At 56.2% G+C, this 19,568-nt stretch carries 13 protein-coding genes and 1 CRISPR repeat array; of the genes, 11 read left to right on the forward strand and 2 right to left on the reverse strand.

Annotation, left to right across the window (positions count from 1 at the left end):
* Positions 1–89 precede the first annotated feature (89 nt).
* Positions 90–293 (reverse strand): hypothetical protein, encoded by a 204-nt coding sequence (locus tag BR04_RS06585; protein WP_496355210.1) that lies wholly within the window; start codon positions 291–293, stop codon positions 90–92.
* A gap of 50 nt (positions 294–343) precedes the next feature.
* On the opposite strand from BR04_RS06585, the gene BR04_RS06590 reads away from it, so the two are divergent.
* The 8 genes from BR04_RS06590 to BR04_RS06625 all read left to right on the forward strand — a co-directional run bounded on the left by BR04_RS06590 (position 344) and on the right by BR04_RS06625 (position 14,684).
* On the forward strand, positions 344–5,494 hold the full coding sequence (locus tag BR04_RS06590) for a phage tail tape measure protein (RefSeq protein WP_496355211.1): 5,151 nt from the start codon (positions 344–346) through the stop codon (positions 5,492–5,494).
* Between the two features lie 8 nt (positions 5,495–5,502).
* Positions 5,503–10,179: a hypothetical protein gene (locus BR04_RS06595; RefSeq protein WP_496355212.1), complete on the forward strand. Its 4,677-nt coding sequence runs from the start codon at positions 5,503–5,505 to the stop codon at positions 10,177–10,179.
* Between the two features lie 16 nt (positions 10,180–10,195).
* Positions 10,196–10,507: a hypothetical protein gene (locus tag BR04_RS06600; protein ID WP_496355213.1), complete on the forward strand. Its 312-nt coding sequence runs from the start codon at positions 10,196–10,198 to the stop codon at positions 10,505–10,507.
* Positions 10,507–11,340: a hypothetical protein gene (locus BR04_RS06605; protein ID WP_496355214.1), complete on the forward strand. Its 834-nt coding sequence runs from the start codon at positions 10,507–10,509 to the stop codon at positions 11,338–11,340. The genes BR04_RS06600 and BR04_RS06605 overlap by 1 nt, the downstream gene beginning before the upstream one ends.
* A 260-nt stretch (positions 11,341–11,600) precedes the next feature.
* Positions 11,601–13,082 (forward strand): hypothetical protein, encoded by a 1,482-nt coding sequence (locus tag BR04_RS06610; protein WP_496355215.1) that lies wholly within the window; start codon positions 11,601–11,603, stop codon positions 13,080–13,082.
* Positions 13,072–13,311 (forward strand): hypothetical protein, encoded by a 240-nt coding sequence (locus tag BR04_RS06615; RefSeq protein ID WP_496355216.1) that lies wholly within the window; start codon positions 13,072–13,074, stop codon positions 13,309–13,311. The genes BR04_RS06610 and BR04_RS06615 overlap by 11 nt, the downstream gene beginning before the upstream one ends.
* 9 nt (positions 13,312–13,320) lie before the next feature.
* Positions 13,321–13,695: a hypothetical protein gene (locus BR04_RS06620; RefSeq protein WP_496355217.1), complete on the forward strand. Its 375-nt coding sequence runs from the start codon at positions 13,321–13,323 to the stop codon at positions 13,693–13,695.
* A 101-nt stretch (positions 13,696–13,796) separates the two neighbouring features.
* Entirely contained in the window at positions 13,797–14,684 is an 888-nt protein-coding gene (locus tag BR04_RS06625; protein WP_496355218.1) for an Rpn family recombination-promoting nuclease/putative transposase, read from the forward strand.
* A 358-nt stretch (positions 14,685–15,042) separates the two neighbouring features.
* Here BR04_RS06625 and BR04_RS06630 read toward each other — a convergent pair whose 3' ends face one another.
* Positions 15,043–15,342, reverse strand: a complete 300-nt coding sequence (locus tag BR04_RS06630; RefSeq protein WP_496355219.1) for a TM2 domain-containing protein — start codon at positions 15,340–15,342, stop codon at positions 15,043–15,045.
* A 652-nt stretch (positions 15,343–15,994) separates the two neighbouring features.
* On the opposite strand from BR04_RS06630, the gene BR04_RS06635 reads away from it, so the two are divergent.
* The 3 genes from BR04_RS06635 (at position 15,995) to BR04_RS06645 (ending at position 19,559) form a co-directional block, all read left to right on the forward strand.
* The gene (locus BR04_RS06635) at positions 15,995–16,579 is read left to right on the forward strand and encodes a BRO-N domain-containing protein (RefSeq protein ID WP_496355220.1); all 585 of its coding nucleotides are present in this window, start codon (positions 15,995–15,997) and stop codon (positions 16,577–16,579) included.
* 91 nt (positions 16,580–16,670) lie between these two features.
* Positions 16,671–17,227: a CRISPR direct-repeat array (repeat unit 36 nt; unit sequence GTCTCAATCCCCTCGAAGCGGGGCCATGTAGCGAAG).
* 569 nt (positions 17,228–17,796) lie between these two features.
* Positions 17,797–18,030 (forward strand): hypothetical protein, encoded by a 234-nt coding sequence (locus BR04_RS06640; RefSeq protein ID WP_496355221.1) that lies wholly within the window; start codon positions 17,797–17,799, stop codon positions 18,028–18,030.
* Positions 18,027–19,559, forward strand: coding sequence for a phage portal protein (locus BR04_RS06645; protein ID WP_496355222.1), 1,533 nt, complete (start codon positions 18,027–18,029; stop codon positions 19,557–19,559). The genes BR04_RS06640 and BR04_RS06645 overlap by 4 nt, the downstream gene beginning before the upstream one ends.
* Positions 19,560–19,568: the final 9 nt, after the last annotated feature.

The following is a 19,568-nucleotide window of genomic DNA, read 5'->3' on the forward strand; positions in this document are numbered from 1 at the left end:
CATGTGCAGCCGTCTGGTTCAGGCAGGATACCCTGACCCCTGGCACTGGCCCTGGCAGCGGCTGCTGCGGGTTCTGCCCATGGTTCCTGCTACTCACGAAATCCATAAACCAGCGTCATGAAGATCCTCAGGATCATGAGCGCCAGAATCAGCAGAAGCATCCAGCCAGCGATACGGAGCACCCAGGCCATGGAGGTACTGGCCAGGGGTTCCGGCCCCATCCATGCGAGACCGCAAAGGGGGATGGCAATACAGGCACAGATCATCATGTACATTCTGAAGGTGATCTTCATGGCCGTTTTTCCTTTCAGTTACAGAATAACAGGATAGACCGGGGGTTTCAATGGGAGCTGATATAGCCATCCGCCTGCGGATGAAAACCGAGGGTGAAGCAGAAACAAAGGGCCTGACAGAGGAAGTAAAAAACCTCTCCGGAGAGCTTACGAAAATGCAGGCCGTAGCGGGTAAAGCGGAGGCCTTCCGTGAGGCCCAGACCCGGCAGAAAGAATACCGGGAGGCTATCCAGAACACCCGTAAAACCATGAAGGAGCTGGAAGCCTCCATGGGTGAGGGGGAGAAGGCAACCGCTGCCACCCGCACAGAGTATATGCAGGCAACCCGGACTCTGGAGGGACTGGAACGTAAGTATGAGACCAGCGACAAGGTTTTAGCAAGGCTGAAATCCAGACAGCAGGAATACAAGGAAGAAGTGCAGCAGGCCCGTACGGTTGTGAAAACATTAGAAACTGCCATGGGAGATGGAAACACCGCTACGGAGGCCAGCCGTCTGGAATATACGATGGCTGTTCGCAGCCTTGATCAGCTCGAAAAAAAATATGACAAAACCTCCACGGAAATTGTGAACTTTCAAGACCAGCAGAAGGATTTAGGGATAACGATCCGGGAAAGTCGCCGGGTTGTCAAAGAGCTGGAAACCGGAATGAATGAAAATGGTGCCGCCACGGCGAGAACCCGTGCGGAATACCATCAGGCCGTCCGTTCCCTGGAAGGGCTGGAAACCCAGTATGTCCAGAACGGGGAAAAATTGGGGCGCCTGAGAAAGGAACTGCGCGGTGCGGGGGTGGATACCTCGAAAGTCCGGATGGAAGAAGCCCGCCTGAAGGAGGGCATGGATCAGACCCGCAGCACACTACATCTTCAGACAGATATGCTGAAGGCCTACCAGACCCTGGGGCTGCGGTCTCACAGGGATATTCATGCCGAGGTCACCAGACTGAATCAGGCGTATAAAATCCTGTCCGCCTCCGGCCAGCTTTCTTCCAGCGAGATGCTGAAGGCCCAGCAGGCGTTACAGCGTCAGACGGCCCGCCTGAGGGAAGAGACCAATGGCTGGGCCAAGGCCCTTTCCCTGACGCAAACGGGGATGGTTGGCATGGCGACTGCCGTGTATGCGGCAAATAAAAGCCTTGGCGTTTATTCCGACTACACACAGCGTATGGCAGAGGTAAACACCCTTCTCGATGTGTCCGCAGAAAAGCATCAGGCCCTTTCCGATGAAATTCTGAATCTCTCCCGCATTGTCCCCCAGACCGGCTCCGAACTGGCTGCCGCCCAGTATGATATTCTTTCCGCAGGGGTGGCCCTTGAAGATTCCATGTCTGTGCTGAAGCTGTCTGCAAAAGCCGCCGTGGCCGGTGTGACCGATACAAAGACGGCGGTAAATGTCGGTGTGGGTGTCATCAACGCCTATGGCATGTCCATTGATGCACTGGGCGGGGTGTATGACACCCTGTTTCAGACCGTGAAGCTGGGGGTCACCACCTTCCCGGAGCTGGCCTCTTCCATTGGGGCGGCCCTGCCTACAGCTGTGGCCGCAGGGGTTTCCTTTGAAGACCTTTCCGCAGCCATCGTAACCCTGACCAAGGCTGGCATCAGGACGCCACAGGCGCTTACAGCCATCAAAGGGGCTATCAATGCCATGGCAGCCCCTACACCGGAAGCAAAAAAGAAATTTGAGGAACTGGGGATAACCTGGGAGGGCCTGCTTCCCACGCTGGATGCCATCTGGCAGAAGGGGCTGGGGCTGGAGCAGATGCGTTTTCTGATTCCGGATGAGGAGGCCCGTACAGGGGTTCTGGCCCTCACTCAGAACCACGAAGGGTTAATGAAGTCATTGGGGGGAGTAAAACAAAAGCTTGATGCCATGGATGGCGCCTTTGACAAAATGAAGGACACCCCTGAAAACCAGATCAAACTGTTCCGCAATGAACTGGATAAGCTGAATATCGAGATTGGAGGCCTGCTGGCGCAGGCCGCCCTCCCCCTCGCACAGAAGTTCAGGGATCTGTCTGTGAATATTGAAACTCTTCCTGGCCCAATGCAGGCTTTTTTGGGCATAACCGCGCTTCTGACGGGAGGGTTTCTGGCCTGGCACATGGGCATCCGGCAGGTGGTGCAGGGGCTACACGGCATGGCTCTGGTGGCTCAGGAAACCACACTCCGCTTAAAGGGCCAGAACGCAGCAGCGCGGGAAGCCGCCATTGCCAACGGGCAGGCTGCCACAGCCATGACAGGGGCGGCAACGGCTGGCAGGGCCTTGGGTGTTGCCATGGCAGGTGTGGGGATGGCCTACGATGTGGTGAAAATTTATGAGGCTGTACAGGCGTTTCTGGAGATGCGTGAGGCCATGGGAGAAGCGGATGATGCCCAGAGCCGGATGCTGAAGGGGGCTGCGGAACTGAAGGCCCGGTATGCGGAGTTTGCGGATGTCAAAATCCCCGGCAATCTTCTGGAGCTGCCCCGGCAGGAGCTGGAAGATCTGCACGGTAAGCTGGCCAAGGCCCGTGCCTATAACACGGCGCTTCTCAATGAGCTGTCTGTGAAGGCACAGGAAACCACATGGTACGGAACGGCGACGGAGGAAGCCCTGGCCGCACAGGAGGCGCTGAAGGAACTCCATAAAAAACAGGAGAACGTGATTCAGGCGCTGACGGATACACGGAAGGCCATGGATGGGGCGGTGGAAGGATCCAGGGAATATGCGGCTCAGGTGAGCCGTGAAAGAGAGTCCCATCAGAAGGCGCTGGACGTGCTGGAGAAACGGATGCAGGCCCTTGACACGCACTACAAGACGGCCCTGGAATCCGTAAAAAAATACGTGGAACAGGGTTTTTATACAGAAGCTGAAGGGGAAACACGGACGCTGGAACTCCAGAAGGAGATGCTCAAAAAAAAGACAGCTCTGCTGGAAGACCGGCTGCGGGAGGTGCAGGCTCTGGCGGATCAGGAGATTGCCACAGCGGGCCGGGTGTCGGATACCACCATAAAAATGGAGGAAGAGACCCGGAAAGCAAAAACCAAAGCCGTGCGGGAATATGAGGCCCTTGTCCGCAGGGAAGCGGAAGAGACTCTGAACCATCTCATGAAACAGCAGGATACGGAGGCCGCCCACAGGGATGCGCTGTATAAAAAAACTCTGGCGGAGATCAGCTTACAGGAAGCGCGTGGTGTTTTGCCCCATGCCGAAGCCATCAAAAAAAAGATGGAGGCCGAAGACGCCTTTGCCAGATGGCGGCTGGAAAAGGCGGAACGGGTTCTGACAGCCATGGCAGAAGTCTATGGCCGTGAGTCTGAGGAATACAAACGTGCCCTGAATGACAGGCTGGCTGCGGAAGCGGGGCTTATGGAGGTACAGAGCCGGGCCGTTGCGGGTCAGCAGGAGATCAACAAGGCTGCCAGGGAAGGCACGGAAGCTGCCAAAGAGGGCGCAGAGGCTGCCAAAGAAGGTGCAAAAGCAACAAAAGAAGCCTCCAAAGCGGTTGACGGTCTGGCCATATCTCTGGGCAACAGCCAGCATCCTCTGCAACTGCTGATTTCCGATCTGAAGGAATTTAAGGCAAAAATCACGGATCTCGGTACCCAGACCCTGGGGGATGTAACCAGCAGTTTTGATCTTGTGGCGGAAAAGGCCCGTGAGATGAACCGTCTGTTTCATGAAACCGGAGAAACGGGCTTTGGCAGGCTGGAGGTGTGGGTAAAAAGTTTTTCCCATGAACTCCGGGACATGGAGCGTCAGTTCGAGGCCCTGAACGGCATGTTGGGTACCTTCGGCGTGCAGATGGACATGGGGAACATGACGCTGGAGCAGGGAGCTGCCGTGGCTGTGGAAATGGTCGGGGTCTTACGGAAATACCGGGAGGAACTGGATCGGACGGACAGGACACTGGAAGAGATCACCGGCACAGCCAGGGTATGGCTTGATGCCGTGGCAAGCGGCTCTGAGGACACGGCAGTCAGGTCTGAGAATGCCATGCAGCAGGCGCTGAAGGGGTTTGCGGCTGCACGGGACGGCGTTGCGGAGCTTACGGAAAAGATCCGGGAGCTGGAGAGCATGGCGTGGGTGGATGCGGATTCCCTGCGGCAGGCGACGGAGGACGCCGTTTCCATGATGGAGGAGATTTATGCCGCAGGCAAAAAGACCGTGGATGACCTGATTGCGGACTGGGAGCGTCTTGCGGGTGAGATTGAGGCCATTGAGAGCCAGATCCTCTCCATTCAGGAATCGACTCAGGAGAAGATCCGGGAGCTGCGCAGAAAGACCATGGATGATGAGGCCGCATGGCAGGATCGTCGTCTGGAATATGAGGAAACCTTTGATGCCGCTGTCCGGGCCATGGCGGAGGGCAGAGCAGAACAGGCCGCAGAGCTGTTCAAACAGGCTGAGACCCTTGCCTCATCCCTGTCGGCGGAGGTGAAAAATCAGCAGGGTGAGGTGGTGAGCAGTCTGGAACAGAACACCCGGACGGCCATTGAGCTGATGCAGCAGGCCTCAGACGGCGCAACCGGGGCGCTGTTGCAGCAGCAGGAGGGACTTAAAAACCATCAGGGCCAGGTTGCGGATGCTGTCCGGGCGACCCGTCAGGAACTGGTGTCCCTTGGCGAAACCATGGAGGTGCTGAACAGTGCTTTTCCTCCCCTTGCCGGGATGCACACATGGGACAATGCAACACTGGAAACCTTTCTGAAATTCGCAGACAATGCCGCCCTTCTGAAGCACAGAAGCCTTACCAGCCAGACACAAAAATTCTCAGACGGCGGCCTCATTGGCGGCAGACCCCATTCCGCAGGCGGGACGATCATTGAGGCTGAGAAGGATGAGTACATCATCAACAGACGGGATGCCCTGCGTCACGGCTTTGCCTTCCTGAATCTGCTGAACTCCGGGGGGATTCCCGTATGGGCGACGGAAGCCCTGGTAAAGCGCCAGTGGAGCGGCCCCGCCTTTGCCGCTGAAGGAGGCCGGGTGCTGGCCGCACAGATGGCGCGGATGCCCCGTCTTCCCGCATGGGAGCCGCCCAAAATGGCCCTGGGTGGTCGGGTGGAGGCTGCTGTCTCCCCCTCCCCCTCTCCCGCTCCGGATCGCATCGTGCGGTTTGAGTTCCCCGGTGGTGAGAGTGCTGTGGGGATGTTCGACATGGACAATGAAAGACGGCTGGTGGAGGCTCTGGGAAGAGCCCGCCGCAGGGCGTTATAGGAGAGAACATGGCACAGCAGATTTTCCCGGAGGACGTAAAATTCTTTGCCTCCGAACGCATGGATCAGACGGAACACGGCGGCGGCTGGCTGACCGGGAATGAAATCGTCTCCGGGCAGATGAACAATGCCTTCAAGCAGATTGCCCGCATCCAGCGGGTGTATGGCTCCGTGGAGCTGCTGCGGATGGGCGCAAGGGTGATGACGGACAATACGGCCCTGTATGCAGGCTCCCATGTGGCGCTCACGGATCCGCCCATCGACCCGGAGGTGAGTTTTGTCCTGTTCCCTTCCCAGGAACCGGACGAAAAACGGCCCTCCATGGTGGATCGCATTGAGGGTTTTTATACGCCTCTGGGAGGTGCGGGAAACGCGCCCCTGCGTTACCCGGTAAAACCCGGAGACCGGCAGCTTGTGTTCACGCTCCGGCACAAGGAATATACCCCCTCGTACAAAGAGGATGGCAGTCTGGACTGGGTGCGGAAGGTGGATGTGCATTACGCCCTGAACCTGAATGTGGGGGACAGGATGCTGCTGCCCGGCATGGCAGGGGTGTCGGAGCATGAGAATGATGAAACCATCCAGATTGAACGCATAGAAATCCGGGAAGAACGTCTTGCGGGTGCGGAAGCACGGAACGAATACCACCTGCGTTTCATGCTGGTGACGGTGGCGGCTCCTTTGCTGCGGAACCATGAGGCGGGGGTGACCCCAAGGACGATGGTGGTGGATCCGGGCTGGCGGGCCTATGGTGCGGCCCTGCTGGCCGAGGATGTGACGGCGGGTCAGGACAGGCTGCGGGTGGTGGATCATGAAGTGCGGCTGGCTCCGGTTATCCAGCGGGAGACCCGTGTGGAGGGGATGAAGCTCTTCCCGCCTCCCAGCCTCGGGGAGGTGCTGGTAGAAACGGAGTATGGGGATATCCCTCTGAACGTCTCCCAGCCCTTTGTCTCCGAATGGCTGGCATCGGCCACGGAAACCCTCTACACCCACACCCTGACCCAGGGCCAGCCAAAACCCGGCACCATGAAAATCATGTACCTGAACAGCGCCCGGTGGCAGGTCATTGAAGAGACGGACACCAGTGGAACGCTATCTGGTGCGGGGTACGGGACGGTGAACGGGATGGTGGCAAGCTTTGCCGTGAATGAGGCTGTGGATCCCGGTACCCATATTCTCTTTTTCTATCAGCTTCTCCATGCCTGCACGGAACACAGGAATATCCCGGATGTGGTGGGGGCGGTCACAGGGGGGATGGAGCCTACGGGAGAAGTCCGGCAGGAAGCCTTTGTGGCCGAAGCTTCGCTGGAACCCCAGGCACCGAACTATGGCGTGGCGCGGAACTTTACGGGAGATGCTGCAAGCACCTGGGACATTACCCTTCCCCATAACTCCGTCTTCTGGGGAAGGGTAAAGGTGTATGTGTCGCGGGATGTGGGGCAGACCTGGCAGCTTGCCGCATGGGACACTGCGGATTTCCCGAATCTGGCAGGAAACGGCTATACCGGGACAATGGCGTATCACCCGCCCAATCCGACGCTGGAACGGCCTCTGGCCCGCCTGACCCTGACCTGTCTGCCCGGAACCCCAGCCTTTGACGCTTCATGTCAGGCCGCTGTTTTCTATAAGGGCGGGAATCTGGCCGTAGATTCCTATGGCAACCTCAGCAGCGGGTATCACAGCTTTTCTGTGAACAAAAAAATCAGTGAGGGTTCCGTATATTTTGAGGTTCCGCAACTCTCTGGTCATAGCAGTTCCGGGGGGTGGTGCCGGGTTGGTTTTAAAGACCCTGCCGGGAACAGCTATTCTGCCGAATTTGCGAAATCTTCCACCACCGCAGGGGAGTATGTGGCCCAGGATGCGGGAGGTCTGGCGCGGTTCCGCATGGGGTTCACCCAGGGGGCAGGCGGAGGCGTGTGGCTGTCCGGTGAAAGTCTGGTGGGGGTGGATTTTGCAATGACCTACCTGACTTTTTCGGGGCATTATCTGTTTGCATCGAATGCGATCTCTTACGGGGATTTGTCTCTGGGCGGACGCTATGCGCCCCTGACCCTGGATCTGGCGCAGCAGCAATATTACACCTCCATCGAGGCCGGGACTCTGATTGTGGAAAAGCAGGAGAACGGAAGCTGGACGCAGGTGCTGGCAGATACGGGGGGAAGCCTGATGTCGGGCCTTGCCGGATGGACAGGCTCTGTCTCCCATGCCACAGCCCAGGTGTTTGTGGAGGCTCCGGGGCTTACACCCGGAGAGGCCATCCCCCTCCGGATCTCTGGCTCCGGGATGAAGAACGTCATGCGGGAGGCCTTTTCCGCACCGATCACCCTGCCTGTTCAGAATGTTGTCCCCGGTGCGTCCCTGTTCCGGTACTGGACGGCCAAACCCGGAGGCAGCGGCACACTGGCATGGCTGGCTCAGGATGACGGGGCGGGGAAGCTGATGCTGTCTGACAAGGCAACGGTGAATTTTGAACCGCAGGCGACGGTTCCCTTTACAGGAATGAATTTAAGCAAGCCCTTTTCCGGGGTGGCCATGGCAAAGGTTGGGGATTTTTTCGTCATGGCTTGGGGGGGGACAAACATTAACCCTAATGCAGATGCCTGGATCTATCGTTCCCTGGATGGCAAAGTATGGACGCGCTGTTCCAGTCTTTCGACAAGTAGTGCGGGGCCACCTTCTAAAGGGACACAGATACGTATTCTTCCCGTGAGTCAGGCAATCGTCGTTGCATTCCAGTACAGTCTCTATATCGCACCTGACATAGCCTCTGCTTTTACACACCGTTACTATATAGACAGTCCGCCCACCTGGGTGGATGAGGCCAGCGACAGTGATGACAGAATAATTTTTTCAACAACAAAAACAACGGTTATGACGTTATCCGGCAGTATGAGTTCCAGTCCAAGTATGTATTTTTCAAATCCTGTTTACAGGGGATGCCGTGGGGTCATTGGCAGTGAAAAGGTACTGCTGTTCTGCGACGGCGGTCTGGCCTACACGCTGTCCGCCCCGTTTACAAAAAACCGTTTTATAACGCCCGAAAGCTGGGACTCCGTGGTGACACGGCTATCTGGCAGGCCTTTGTTTGCCTCTGTACTCAATGGGGTCTGCTGGGCAGCCTGCCGTAACGGCATTGTCGTTAACAGCAGTGATGGGGAGACCTTCACGAAGGTTGGAGAAATCCCGTTTACCGGAACAGTGGAAACATTTGATACGGATGGAACAAAATGCGTTGCCATCAGCAGTGCGGGAGAACTGGCACAGTCTCTGGATGGCGGCGTGACCTGGAGTGTGGGAACATCGGACAACGTTTACGCGGATACCTGTGTGCATTACGGCGGGGAGGGCAAATGGTTTGTCACGGGATGGCAGACGGGTGTGGCCAAGATCGACGTGCTTTCCGCTGAAATCCAGCAGATGAACGACGCTGGAGGAAATCCTGTCCGGGAAGTGGGTACCTGGGACGCATCTGCCGGGAAAGGGGCAATCACAAGAGGCCTTCCTCCTGTGGGTGGCGTCTGTCTGGCAGCTTTTGAAACCATGGGATTCAACAGGGCCGCCGTCCACACCTGGGGGGCAGCTCCCCTGCTGCCGGGATCGTTTAAGATCCGGGCAAAAAGCCTCAGCGGGGAGGTTCTGGAAGCCTCTGACGTAAATCAGGTTTTGTCTGGAGAGGCTTCCGGTTCTGTGTACCGGGAAAAGGGCTATGCCCTTTGTACCTTCTCAGGTCACATTGTTCCGGATTCCGTGGAGGCGGATTATGCCTACAACACGGTCTTCCATTCGGAATTCAAAGATATGGATACTCGCAGCCTGCCCCTGTCCGGCAAGGTGCCTGTATTCAAACGCGGGGATGTCCTGCTGGTGACGGATCGCGGTCGGCACCAGCTTTCCGTGGCTGTGGAAGAAGGGACAACGGCGATCCGTATTCATCCAGGAACGGGCCTGCCGCCGGATTTTGGTGCTGGCCTGCGGTTTATGATCCGGGATGAGGTGGTGCTGGCATCCGGCATTGTGGACGGGGTGCTGACCGTGGCCCGTGGCCATGGGGGAACCGTGGCTGCGGCGTATCCGGCGGGCACCTTTGTGGATCTTCACCCTGAAGACCGGCGCATGGAGCGGGTGCCGGTATCCGAGGTGCTGGGGAAAGATTTTTATACAGCCAATGCCATGGCCGCTGGTTTTACGGCAGGGGCCGTGGTGGCTTCCGTGATCCGTACCGGGGAAAAGTTTGCCCAGATGGACGGCTGGCATACCCAGCAGTCCTGGGCCAATATCTGGACACCCTCCACGGACTACAGCGGTTCTTCTGCATCCGACACCTACAATTTCACGGATCACCCCCTGACCCTGAGCAACAAGGGCGCTGTGGATGAGGACTGGTGCCTGCTGGTTGTGGCCACGGATCCCGTGCGGGTGAATGTCATCGGAAAACGTCTGGGTCTGATTGCGGAAAATCTGCCCGTGTCCGCAGCGATTGCGCCGGTCAATCCCATGCTGAACCTCCCCTACTGGTCTCTGGCGGCTGAGGGCTGGGGGGCAGGATGGCAGTTCGGGAACTGCCTGCGGTTCCGGACGCAGGGGACGGAAATCGGGCTGTGGGCGGCCCGGTGTGTGAATGCCCGTGCATCGGATCAGAAAGATGATTCTGCGACCATCGGCGTTTTTGGGGATGTTGCGACCTGACTTAAAAGGATGGGAGATGGCTCTTAAATCATGGAGTATTTCACAATTTGCAGTTCCTGGTGAAGCCATCACGCTTCTTGACAGCGGGATTGGAACCATTCTGCTGCTGTGTCTGATGGTAAGCAACAACAGTGCCCAGAGTGCCCATATCACGGTAGCCCGTGTTGGATCAGACGGGGCCATACGCTTCCAGTGGGCCATAGACATGGCTCCGGGAGAAAGCCCTCTGGTGCTGGATACAAAAATGGTTTTTACCGGGGGGGATCGCCTGATGATTACGTCTGACCAGACAGACGTGGCTGTGGACGGTAATGGAGATATGGCCTGATGGGTTTTTATAAAATTGGTGACAGGTTTGTAAAAACCGGTATTCCTCCATGGGGGATTCCACCCGATAGCGCATACTGGTCTCCGGGCCAGATACAGACAGATCTGTGGTTGTCTGCTGAAAACGTATTTTTCGAAAAAAAATCCGGCCAAAACAGGATTCCTCTATGGCCAGACCAGAGTGGTACAGGACGGTTTGGTGTCCAGCACACCAGTTTGTATCAGCCACAAAAAGCAGAGCCGGAAGCATACCCATCCCTGTCCTTTGCCGCAGGAAAGTGGGAGCTTCTGGATTTTACAGCAACATGCGCGGCTCTCTTTCAGGATAAAAGTTATATCAGCCTGTTTATCGCAGGGTCTGCCGTACCGGGTAGTGTCGCGGCAAGAATTTTTCATGCTTCGGTGCCTGATAACTCCAGGATGCTGGTGACTGTTGAGCACAGACCCAACGACAGCGCAATCCTGTTTGGTGGAAGGCGGTTAAGCACCGATGCGTTTAAGTCATACAGCAAGGCTTACGCAGGAGGAAGGTTTGTGGCCTCTGCTGTGTATGGATTTGCAGAGGCCGTTCTGGGATATGGGCTGAACGGTCTGTTTAGTTCTGCCTCTTTTCAAACCCCTGGAAAAACTGCAAATCAGCCAGCAGGGCGTGTTTATGCCGGTGGAGACGCTTCAAGCACATATGATTTCTCTGGTGATATCCATGAAGTAATTCTGATTGCTTCCAATACCGACACTGCTGTCAGGCAGAGGATAGAAGGATATCTGTGTCATAAATGGGGTGTTCCGTTGTGCGACGGCCATCCGTACCTGCATGTAAGGCCCCGCAGATGACATACAATATCCATCCCCTGGCTGTTGGAACAGATGAGTATTTGCTTGCGGAGTTCTGCGGAATTGTTCTGCCGCCGCTTCTTTCCAATGACATACCGGTTTATACAGCAATACGTGCAGGGCTGATTATTGGATGGCGTGTATCAGGAAACCCTGTAGATACCCACGGAATGTTGTCATGGTCTTACGCCGATGGCCTGAACAACAGCTTCCTGGACATGGTGTGGGAGTTTCTGTGGGCGGATGCCCGGAGTGCGGACATGCTGGCATCCCTTCTCTGGTCTGTACCGGAAAAGGTAAACCCGGAAAACCTTCTGTACTGGAAGGACGCTGGCCATGCGGACGAGACTCCGGAGCTAACCTGGGGGGAGGTGGCGGTTTCTGACCGGGAGCATCCCATGGCCTGGGACGGGATTCTGTCCGCCGATGAGATCCTGCATCTGGCCTATGCCCCTGCCCTGGGTGTGGAACGGCATCAGGCCCTGATCTGGGATATGGCCGCCGCTCTGGATGCGGAACGGGATCTGCGCTGGCGCATGGGACGTTTTGCGGACGGGTCGCAGGATCTGGCCTTTGCCGAAGGCAGGCAGGCGGACAGGGCCATGGCATTCCCCTGGGGAACGGGTTTCCCGGATCCGGAAATCCCCCCTCTGCCGGGGGCATGGATCGAGGCACGGCGGGAATGGCAATTATCCTATCTTACGACAGCGAGTGTGATCATGTATCCTCAGCAGTTTTCAGTGGTGCGCGTATCCGATGGGGCCGTCATCCCCACCCTCTCCGTATCCTGCTCCATGGATGACAGTTCATGGGCCATAGATTTTCAGGGTGTGATTCTCGGGGCGGATGCTGCTGCCAGACTGCGGCCCGGCCCGTACGGAGAGGTGGAGGTGGAAATCACCGTGTCCGGCTACCGGTTCCGCTGTCTGGTGGATGATGTCACCTCCCGGCACACATGGGGTCAGGGTGTGTATTCTTTTTCCGGGGCATCGCCGTCCGTTGTTCTCGGTGGAGACGGTGCCCCGAAATCCAGCCGGGTGTTTGCGGATCTGCCCGCCCGGCAGGTGGTGGCGGAGATCCTCAGGGACACGGGCTGGAGCTGGGACTGGCAGCTTCCTGAAAATCTCTGGCCGATAACGGGATATTCTGTGCGGGATGCCACGGCCATGGACATGCTGGCGGGCCTGATACGGGACGCAGGCGGCATCATCCAGACCCACCCCTATGAACGCACCCTGATCCTGATGTCCGGGTACCCGGTATCGCCCTCAAAGTTCGGTACCCAGATCCCGGACGACTGGCTGCATCAGGGGCTGCTGTCGTCCGCATCGCGCAGGGTGCGGTCGCCACGGTACAACGCCGTGCTGGTATCCGGTGTGCATAGCGGACAGGTCATGCGGATTGTAAGATCCGGCACGGCAGGAGACAGACCCGCTCCGGATGTGGCCGGAGAAAACATCACGGCCCCCTGGGTGAATCAGGAGAACGGACGCACCCTGCTGGCGGCGCAGGGCTATGACAGGATCGAACACAGCTACACGGCGGCCCTGCCTCCACAAGACAGCGGTATCCGGCCCCGTCTCATGCAGGTCTGTGATCTTGTGGAAGTGACAGACCCCTTTGAGGATCGTGTGTTCCGGGGCCGTGTGAAATCCGTAACCGTGGCGGCGGCTGTGGACAAAAACGGCAAAAATCCCACCACAAGACAATCCGTAACCGTGGAGGAATACCTTGTCAGCTAACCTGTATGCAGAATGGCGAAAGGCTGTATCTCCCGGAGACCCCCTGCGGATCTGCCGGGTGGTTGCCCATCATGGGATGGAAAGCGAGCTTCAGGATCTGTCCGGAGGGCAGCGGTTCCGGATTCAGGGAACAGAGTATGCGGTGGATGCGCGGGTATCCGTGCAGGGAGACCGTGTCCGTGGGCCGGTTCCGGAGCTGCCGGACGGCGGGACAATGTACGTGGACTGAGGAGGCGGCATGGCGGAACTGGCGGGTATGGATCTGGGCGGGAACGTGGTCTGGATGGATGAGTTTGACTGGTCTCCGGTAGGGCAGTCCTGCGAGGTGGCCGGGGATGGTGCGCTCGTGGTGGAACATACGTCCACGCCAAGGGGAGGACGGCCCCTGACCCTCCACTGCGGCTGGCAGACACGGGCTGTGGTGAGAACTCTGGTAGCGTTGCGGGATGCCCTGCCCCAGACATGGATGGAGCTGAGGCTGGACGATGGCCGGGAGTTTCAGGTGCTGTTCCGCCATGAAGCGGGGGCGCTGAGTGCGGTACCTGTGCAGCGGCTGGTGGTGCAGGAGGAGACAGATATGTATGACGTGACCCTGAATCTGATGGGTGTATAGCCATAAAACGGGTCTGAACGCTTTTATTCTTTCTTCTTTTATTCAGCGTCTCCCGCTGCTATGCTTTTTCTGCCACGACAGGACTACAGAAAAGGGACACCATGATTTCTCACGATCATAATTTCAAAAACATCTTTCTGGATTTTCCCAGAGAATCCCTGGACTGGCTGCTGCCCGAAGCCATGACGCATCTGGGTGCGGTGCAGAGCTTTGAGTTCATCCGTCAGGAGCCGAAAAAGCAGAAGCTGAAGGATGGCCATCTTTCTCTGGACATGCCCATCCTTTTTCGCTTTGAAAAGGGTGAGGTGGTGCTCTGGCTGGTGGAGTTTCAGGAGAACAAGCAGAAATTCTCCATCCACCGCCTGCTCCGCTATGCCACGGATCTCATGGAAAGCCACCCCAAAGCCCGCGTGGTTCCCACGGTGCTGTTCACCCGCAGGGAAAAGTGGAAAAAGGACGTGGCCCGGGAGCTGGAAAGCCGTCTGGGAGACCGGGTTTTTCTGCATTTTGAATATCAGCTTGTCCGGCTTTTTGACTATGAGGCCAGAGACCATTATGATGTTCCCAACCCTGTGGTGAAAATTCTTCTGCCGAAGATGCACTACAGGCCCGAAGAACGCGGCAAAGTGATCCGCAAGGCATGGGTGGGGCTGTACCAGCTCACTTCCCTTGCCATGTTCGACAAGTACGTGGATTTCATTGATACCTACGCCGCCATCAGCGAGGATGAAAAGGAAGCACTTCTGAAGGAAATTACAGAAGAGGAGGATACGGTTATGCTGGCACAGCATATAAAGGAAAAAGGGATTCAGGAAGGTGTGATTATGGGGAGGCAGGAAGGCATCCGCGCCATGGTGGTGAACGCCAGCAGACAGGGCCTGCCCGAAGACATGATTGCCCGCATTGCCGGTCTGGACGTGGCTTCCGTGAAAAAAATCCTGAACCATGAGAAGGTGGACATTCCGCTGGATAAGCTGGGGCTGAACTGAGGGGTTCAGCTAAGAAAAGAAACGCTGACGGGCGGATGTTGAGACATGGAAAAAGCGGCTCCCCGAAGGGGGCCGCTTTTGGTGTTTGGGGGGTATGAGATCAGAAAGTAACGACGCTAATCAGCCACGCGGCTTTTTGCACCAGCTGTATTAGCCTTGTCCGGTTTTCATACTCTTCTTGTATGCCGTTTTTCCATCTCAAAATTTTATCGTATCAACACCTATGGTCGGCATAGTGCTAAACCAGAGCATTATTTCATTGTCCTCTCTGATATAAACATAACCATCTTCTAAAACGGTTCATTTTTCCCCTTGACCATAACGAGTAAACATATGAACAAGATCCTTGTTAGCGCACTCATCCACCATATTTCGCGTTCCACACGTCATCACTGGTGCAGAAAAACACGATTGCTTCCACCAGAGCAATAATCGCAGGAACAAATGTCCAACAGAGCAAGAGGTAGAATAGACCCCACCATTTTCCGAGATAGAAGCGATGGATGCCAAGCCCACCTAAGAATAAGGCCAGCACGCCAGCAACTACCTTGCTTTTCCCTTGCACGCCAGATCTCTGTGTTGCCCCACAGTGCGGACACGATCTCGCGCTATCGTGGATCTCCTTGCCACACCCTCTGCAATAAACCATTCCAGCCATGTTCTTTTCCTTTCGTTGCGCTAACAGTGCAATAAGTGGAAATTTTTCATGTTATCCGTCCCTATATCTAGAAAAAATCCCAATCATTTTCGGACTAAAAAAAACAAAGGAATCTGTCACCACAGTTCCGTCCGCTTATCACAGGTAAACCCTATTTACTATTTATCCCGATATTAAAGCCCAAAAGATGGAAAATGGGTAAAACGCTTTCAGCTCAGGTGTGGATACTCAACACTTCGGCAAGGGCAGTGTGCTGCCTTCCTGTCTCTTTTGGAAAAACGATGCATTTTTCATATCTGATCCCGTTTCCCATGGCAAGCCTTTTACTTTCGTTTACCGCAATTTTTTCCTTTTGCTGTCATCCGCAACAGCATCTTGACATTCCATTCCGGGCTGGGTATCGTTTTCGTGCTGCGGCAAAAAACCACAGCCGGGTTTAGCATCCCGAAAGTCAAGGCGTGTAGCGCCACCTATAGAAAGATGCAGGCGCATTTTTTGTGTCCTCGCATACCCTTATGGCGGAGCTATATGTGGGCTTCTTCGGAAGCGCCGGTTGCCTTGGCCCGGTAATGCTAACCCATATAGCTCCGCCACCCCTGTTTTAGCATTCAGAGATGGCGGATTCCTTCATTTTTTAGCCAAGGAGACTGTCATGGAAAACAACCTGCTCACCACCGATTTCACTTTTCAAAGCTGTACAGTCAGAACCCTTTCCGAAAACGGGGAAATCTGGTTTGTTGCCAAAGATGTGTGTGAAGCCCTGGGGATCTCATGGACAGGGAAACAAACACTTGCCTCTATCCCCGATGAATGGAAAGGACTCAGGAATTTCCTGACCCCTTCTTCCCAAGACAACCGGGGCGGCGGAGAGCAGCAGCTCATCATCATCAACGAACCCGCCCTCTACAAGCTGGCCTTCCGCTCCAGTAAACCCGCCGCCGAAGAGTTCACCAACTGGGTGGCATCGGAAGTGCTCCCCGCCATCCGCAAAACAGGCCGCTACGGGGCTGCCGCTCCCGTGGCCATCACCCATGGCCATGACGACCAGATCCTCCTTGCACGGCGTCTTGTCCGGGAGGTGAATGGGATGCTGACAAACCTGAGCACTTTAGGCCAGCTTCACCAGAATCTGGTGGTGTCCGTAAACAACATCCTCCGGACGGTCTGTGTGCTGAACCCGGAAGTTCACCATGAAGCCTTTGTCCAGTCTCTCAGGAATCAGGCCAGCGGAAAGTAAGTTTTTCCTGATCCCATAAACAAAGAAAGCCTCTGCACTGGAATGGTGCAGGGGCTTTTTTGTTTCTATTCCTCTGAAAAGGAATCCCTTTTCTGAAATCCCCTCGAAGCGGGGCCATGTAGCGAAGTGCATCCCTGGAGTGGCTGAAGCAGGATGCCAAAGGATCCAAGTCTCAATCCCCTCGAAGCGGGGCCATGTAGCGAAGTACAGCCGTAATTGTTTGGTTGATGGCCGTTTCAGGGATGTCTCAATCCCCTCGAAGCGGGGCCATGTAGCGAAGCAGTTTCTCTACCAGTGTTGTGAAATGGTAGAAAATGAGTCTCAATCCCCTCGAAGCGGGGCCATGTAGCGAAGTGTTTGGGAAAAGTCTCTTTTTAAAGGGTTTATTGAGTCTCAATCCCCTCGAAGCGGGGCCATGTAGCGAAGTGCTTCTCACAAAGTTGTCAGCTCCGCGTCTTTCAATGTCTCAATCCCCTCGAAGCGGGGCCATGTAGCGAAGCTCCTCGACTGGCTGCAAAGTGGGCGTTGTCCAGTGGCGTCTCAATCCCCTCGAAGCGGGGCCATGTAGCGAAGTTAGCACGACAGGGTTGTCCGTGAGCGACATGATGTCGCGTCTCAATCCCCTCGAAGCGGGGCCATGTAGCGAAGAGCTGCCGGAATATCGCATATGCTTTGGAGGATTTGCAAGCCTTTTTTGGGGTACCCCCCAAAATCACCTGAAACCGGAGGTGAGTGGCACTGAAAAAATGACTTGTTTTTTAGCATAACATTTTGTTTTAAAAACAGATACCAACTTTTTTGCTACCTATTTTGACACGATTCAGAAATAACAAATTGATTTTAAAAAGAATAAAAATGATTTACCCCATTTTTTCCAAAATTGACTTTTAGGTGCTTAATAAAAACGGGGTTTCGCTGTGATCGCTTAAAATAAAAATCTATTAATTTCAGAAAAATAAAAAAACAGCCCCCTGAAAAAAAAGGGTTTTTTGCTTCTTCGATTTTTTTAAAAAAGCTATTTTTTCTAAAAACCAGAGCAGGCCTTTTCCCGGCCCGTATCCCCCCCCGTCAACCACATTCTTCCCCCCATCAGGCAAAAAGCCCCCTCATCCACACGCATCTGAAGCCCAAACAGCAAACGCCGCCCCTCCCGGCCCTATACTCCCGCAGAACTCCGCCCTTTTTTTGCGGGTACTTTTTTCATGAAGGGAGCCGCCATGACCACCGCAAGCATCTGGACTCTTCCGGAGCTGGAAACCAAAATCACTGACCTCAAAAAGGCCCTGTCCGCAGCCATGCTGTCTCAGGAGTACACCACATCCGAGGGTGTGAAGGTGACACGGGCCAGCCTGCCGGACATCCAGTCCGGCCTTCAGTATTTCGAAACGGAAAAGGCCAAGCTCATGGCCATCACCCGGCCCCGCATCCTGCACGGGAGGGCCGCCCGGTGAGCCTCAACATCCCCGCCATCCGCAACCTCGATCTCCGGCCTTCCCAGCCCAAACCCGTGAGCGGCGGCACCACCTTCGGCTACAGTCGTAAGGGCGCAGGCCGCAAGGGAAGCCTTGGCAAGTGGTACGGCCAGAAGCTCTCCCGCTTCACCGAAGCCCGTGAACGGGAAACCATAACGGGCCGGGCTGCGGACATCATCGGCTCCGATCCCCACGCGGCCAGTGTGTCGGACTCCATGGCCACCCACATTGTGGGAACGGGCCTTACGCCCCAGCCCTCTCCCTTTTTTAAGGCCCTTGGCATGACGGAAGACGAGGCGCAGGACATGCGGGAGGCCTGCCGTCTGGCCTGGGTAAGCTGGCAGTCGGAAGCGGATGCCCGTGGCCGTCTGCCCTTCTGGATGCTCTCTCTGCTGGCGGTGTACGATTACTTCACCCACGGGGAGTTTTTCCAGCAGCCCGTCATGCTGGACGGCCCCAACCGCACCTTTTCCCTTGCCCTTCAGCAGATCAGTCCTTCCCGTGTTTTTACCCCGGCGGACAGGCAGGAGAGCGGCAGCTTCCGGGATGGCATTGAGATCGGCCCCATGGGCCAGCCCCTGCGCTACTGGGTGGCGGGTGTGGACACAAAAACCGGAAAGATGGCCCGGAACGCCGGAGACTTCACCCCGGTTCCCGCCTGGGTGGGCCACAGGCCGGGGATTTTTCATGGCATGGTGGCAAAGGGAACGGATCAGTACCGGGGGATTTCTCCGCTGGCTCCGGCCATGAAACTTTTCCGGGATCTTTCGGATTATCTGGAGTTTGAGGTGGTGGGCGCCATTGTGGCGGCCTCCTTTCCCGTGTGGATCGAAACCCCCTATCCCAATGAAATGGCGGAACAGTTTCTTGATAAAAACGAGATGGCCCGGCGGGGCGAGGAATATCAGGAGGTGGCCCCCGCAGGTATTTATTACGGACGCTCCGGCGAGCGACCCCACATTCTTTCTTCCACAAGGCCGGGCAACACCTTCGAGCCGTTTGTGGAACGTCTGCTCCGGGGCATCGGTGCCTCCGTGGGGCTGCCCTATGAGGTGGTTTCCAAGGACTTTTCCAAAACCAATTACGCGGGCGCACGGGCCGCTCTGCTGGAAGCCTGGAACCTCTTTGGCCTTTACCAGCAGTGGCTGGTGAGCGGGTACATGCAGCCCGTGTATGAGATGCTCATGGAAGAGGCCTATCTGCGGGGCTGGATTAAAATCAAGAAACACTGGCCGGACTGGTACGCGGCAAGGAGGCTGTACACCCACTGCCGATGGATACCGCCCCGGCGTGGCCATGTGGACCCGTCCAAGGAGATTTCTGCCATTATTGACGCCATGAACAGCAACATCATGACCCTTGGGGAAGCCATTGCCGAGGTGCGCGGCGGCTCTGCGGACTGGGAAAGCATTCTGGAACAGAGGGGACGGGAAAGGGAGAGGGAGAAGGAAAAGGATCTGGTGGTGGAGAGGGGGGAGAAGGCTGTTGTGAAGGATGGGGAGGAATAAGGAATAGGC

Source organism: Desulfobotulus sapovorans DSM 2055, assembly GCF_059569355.1.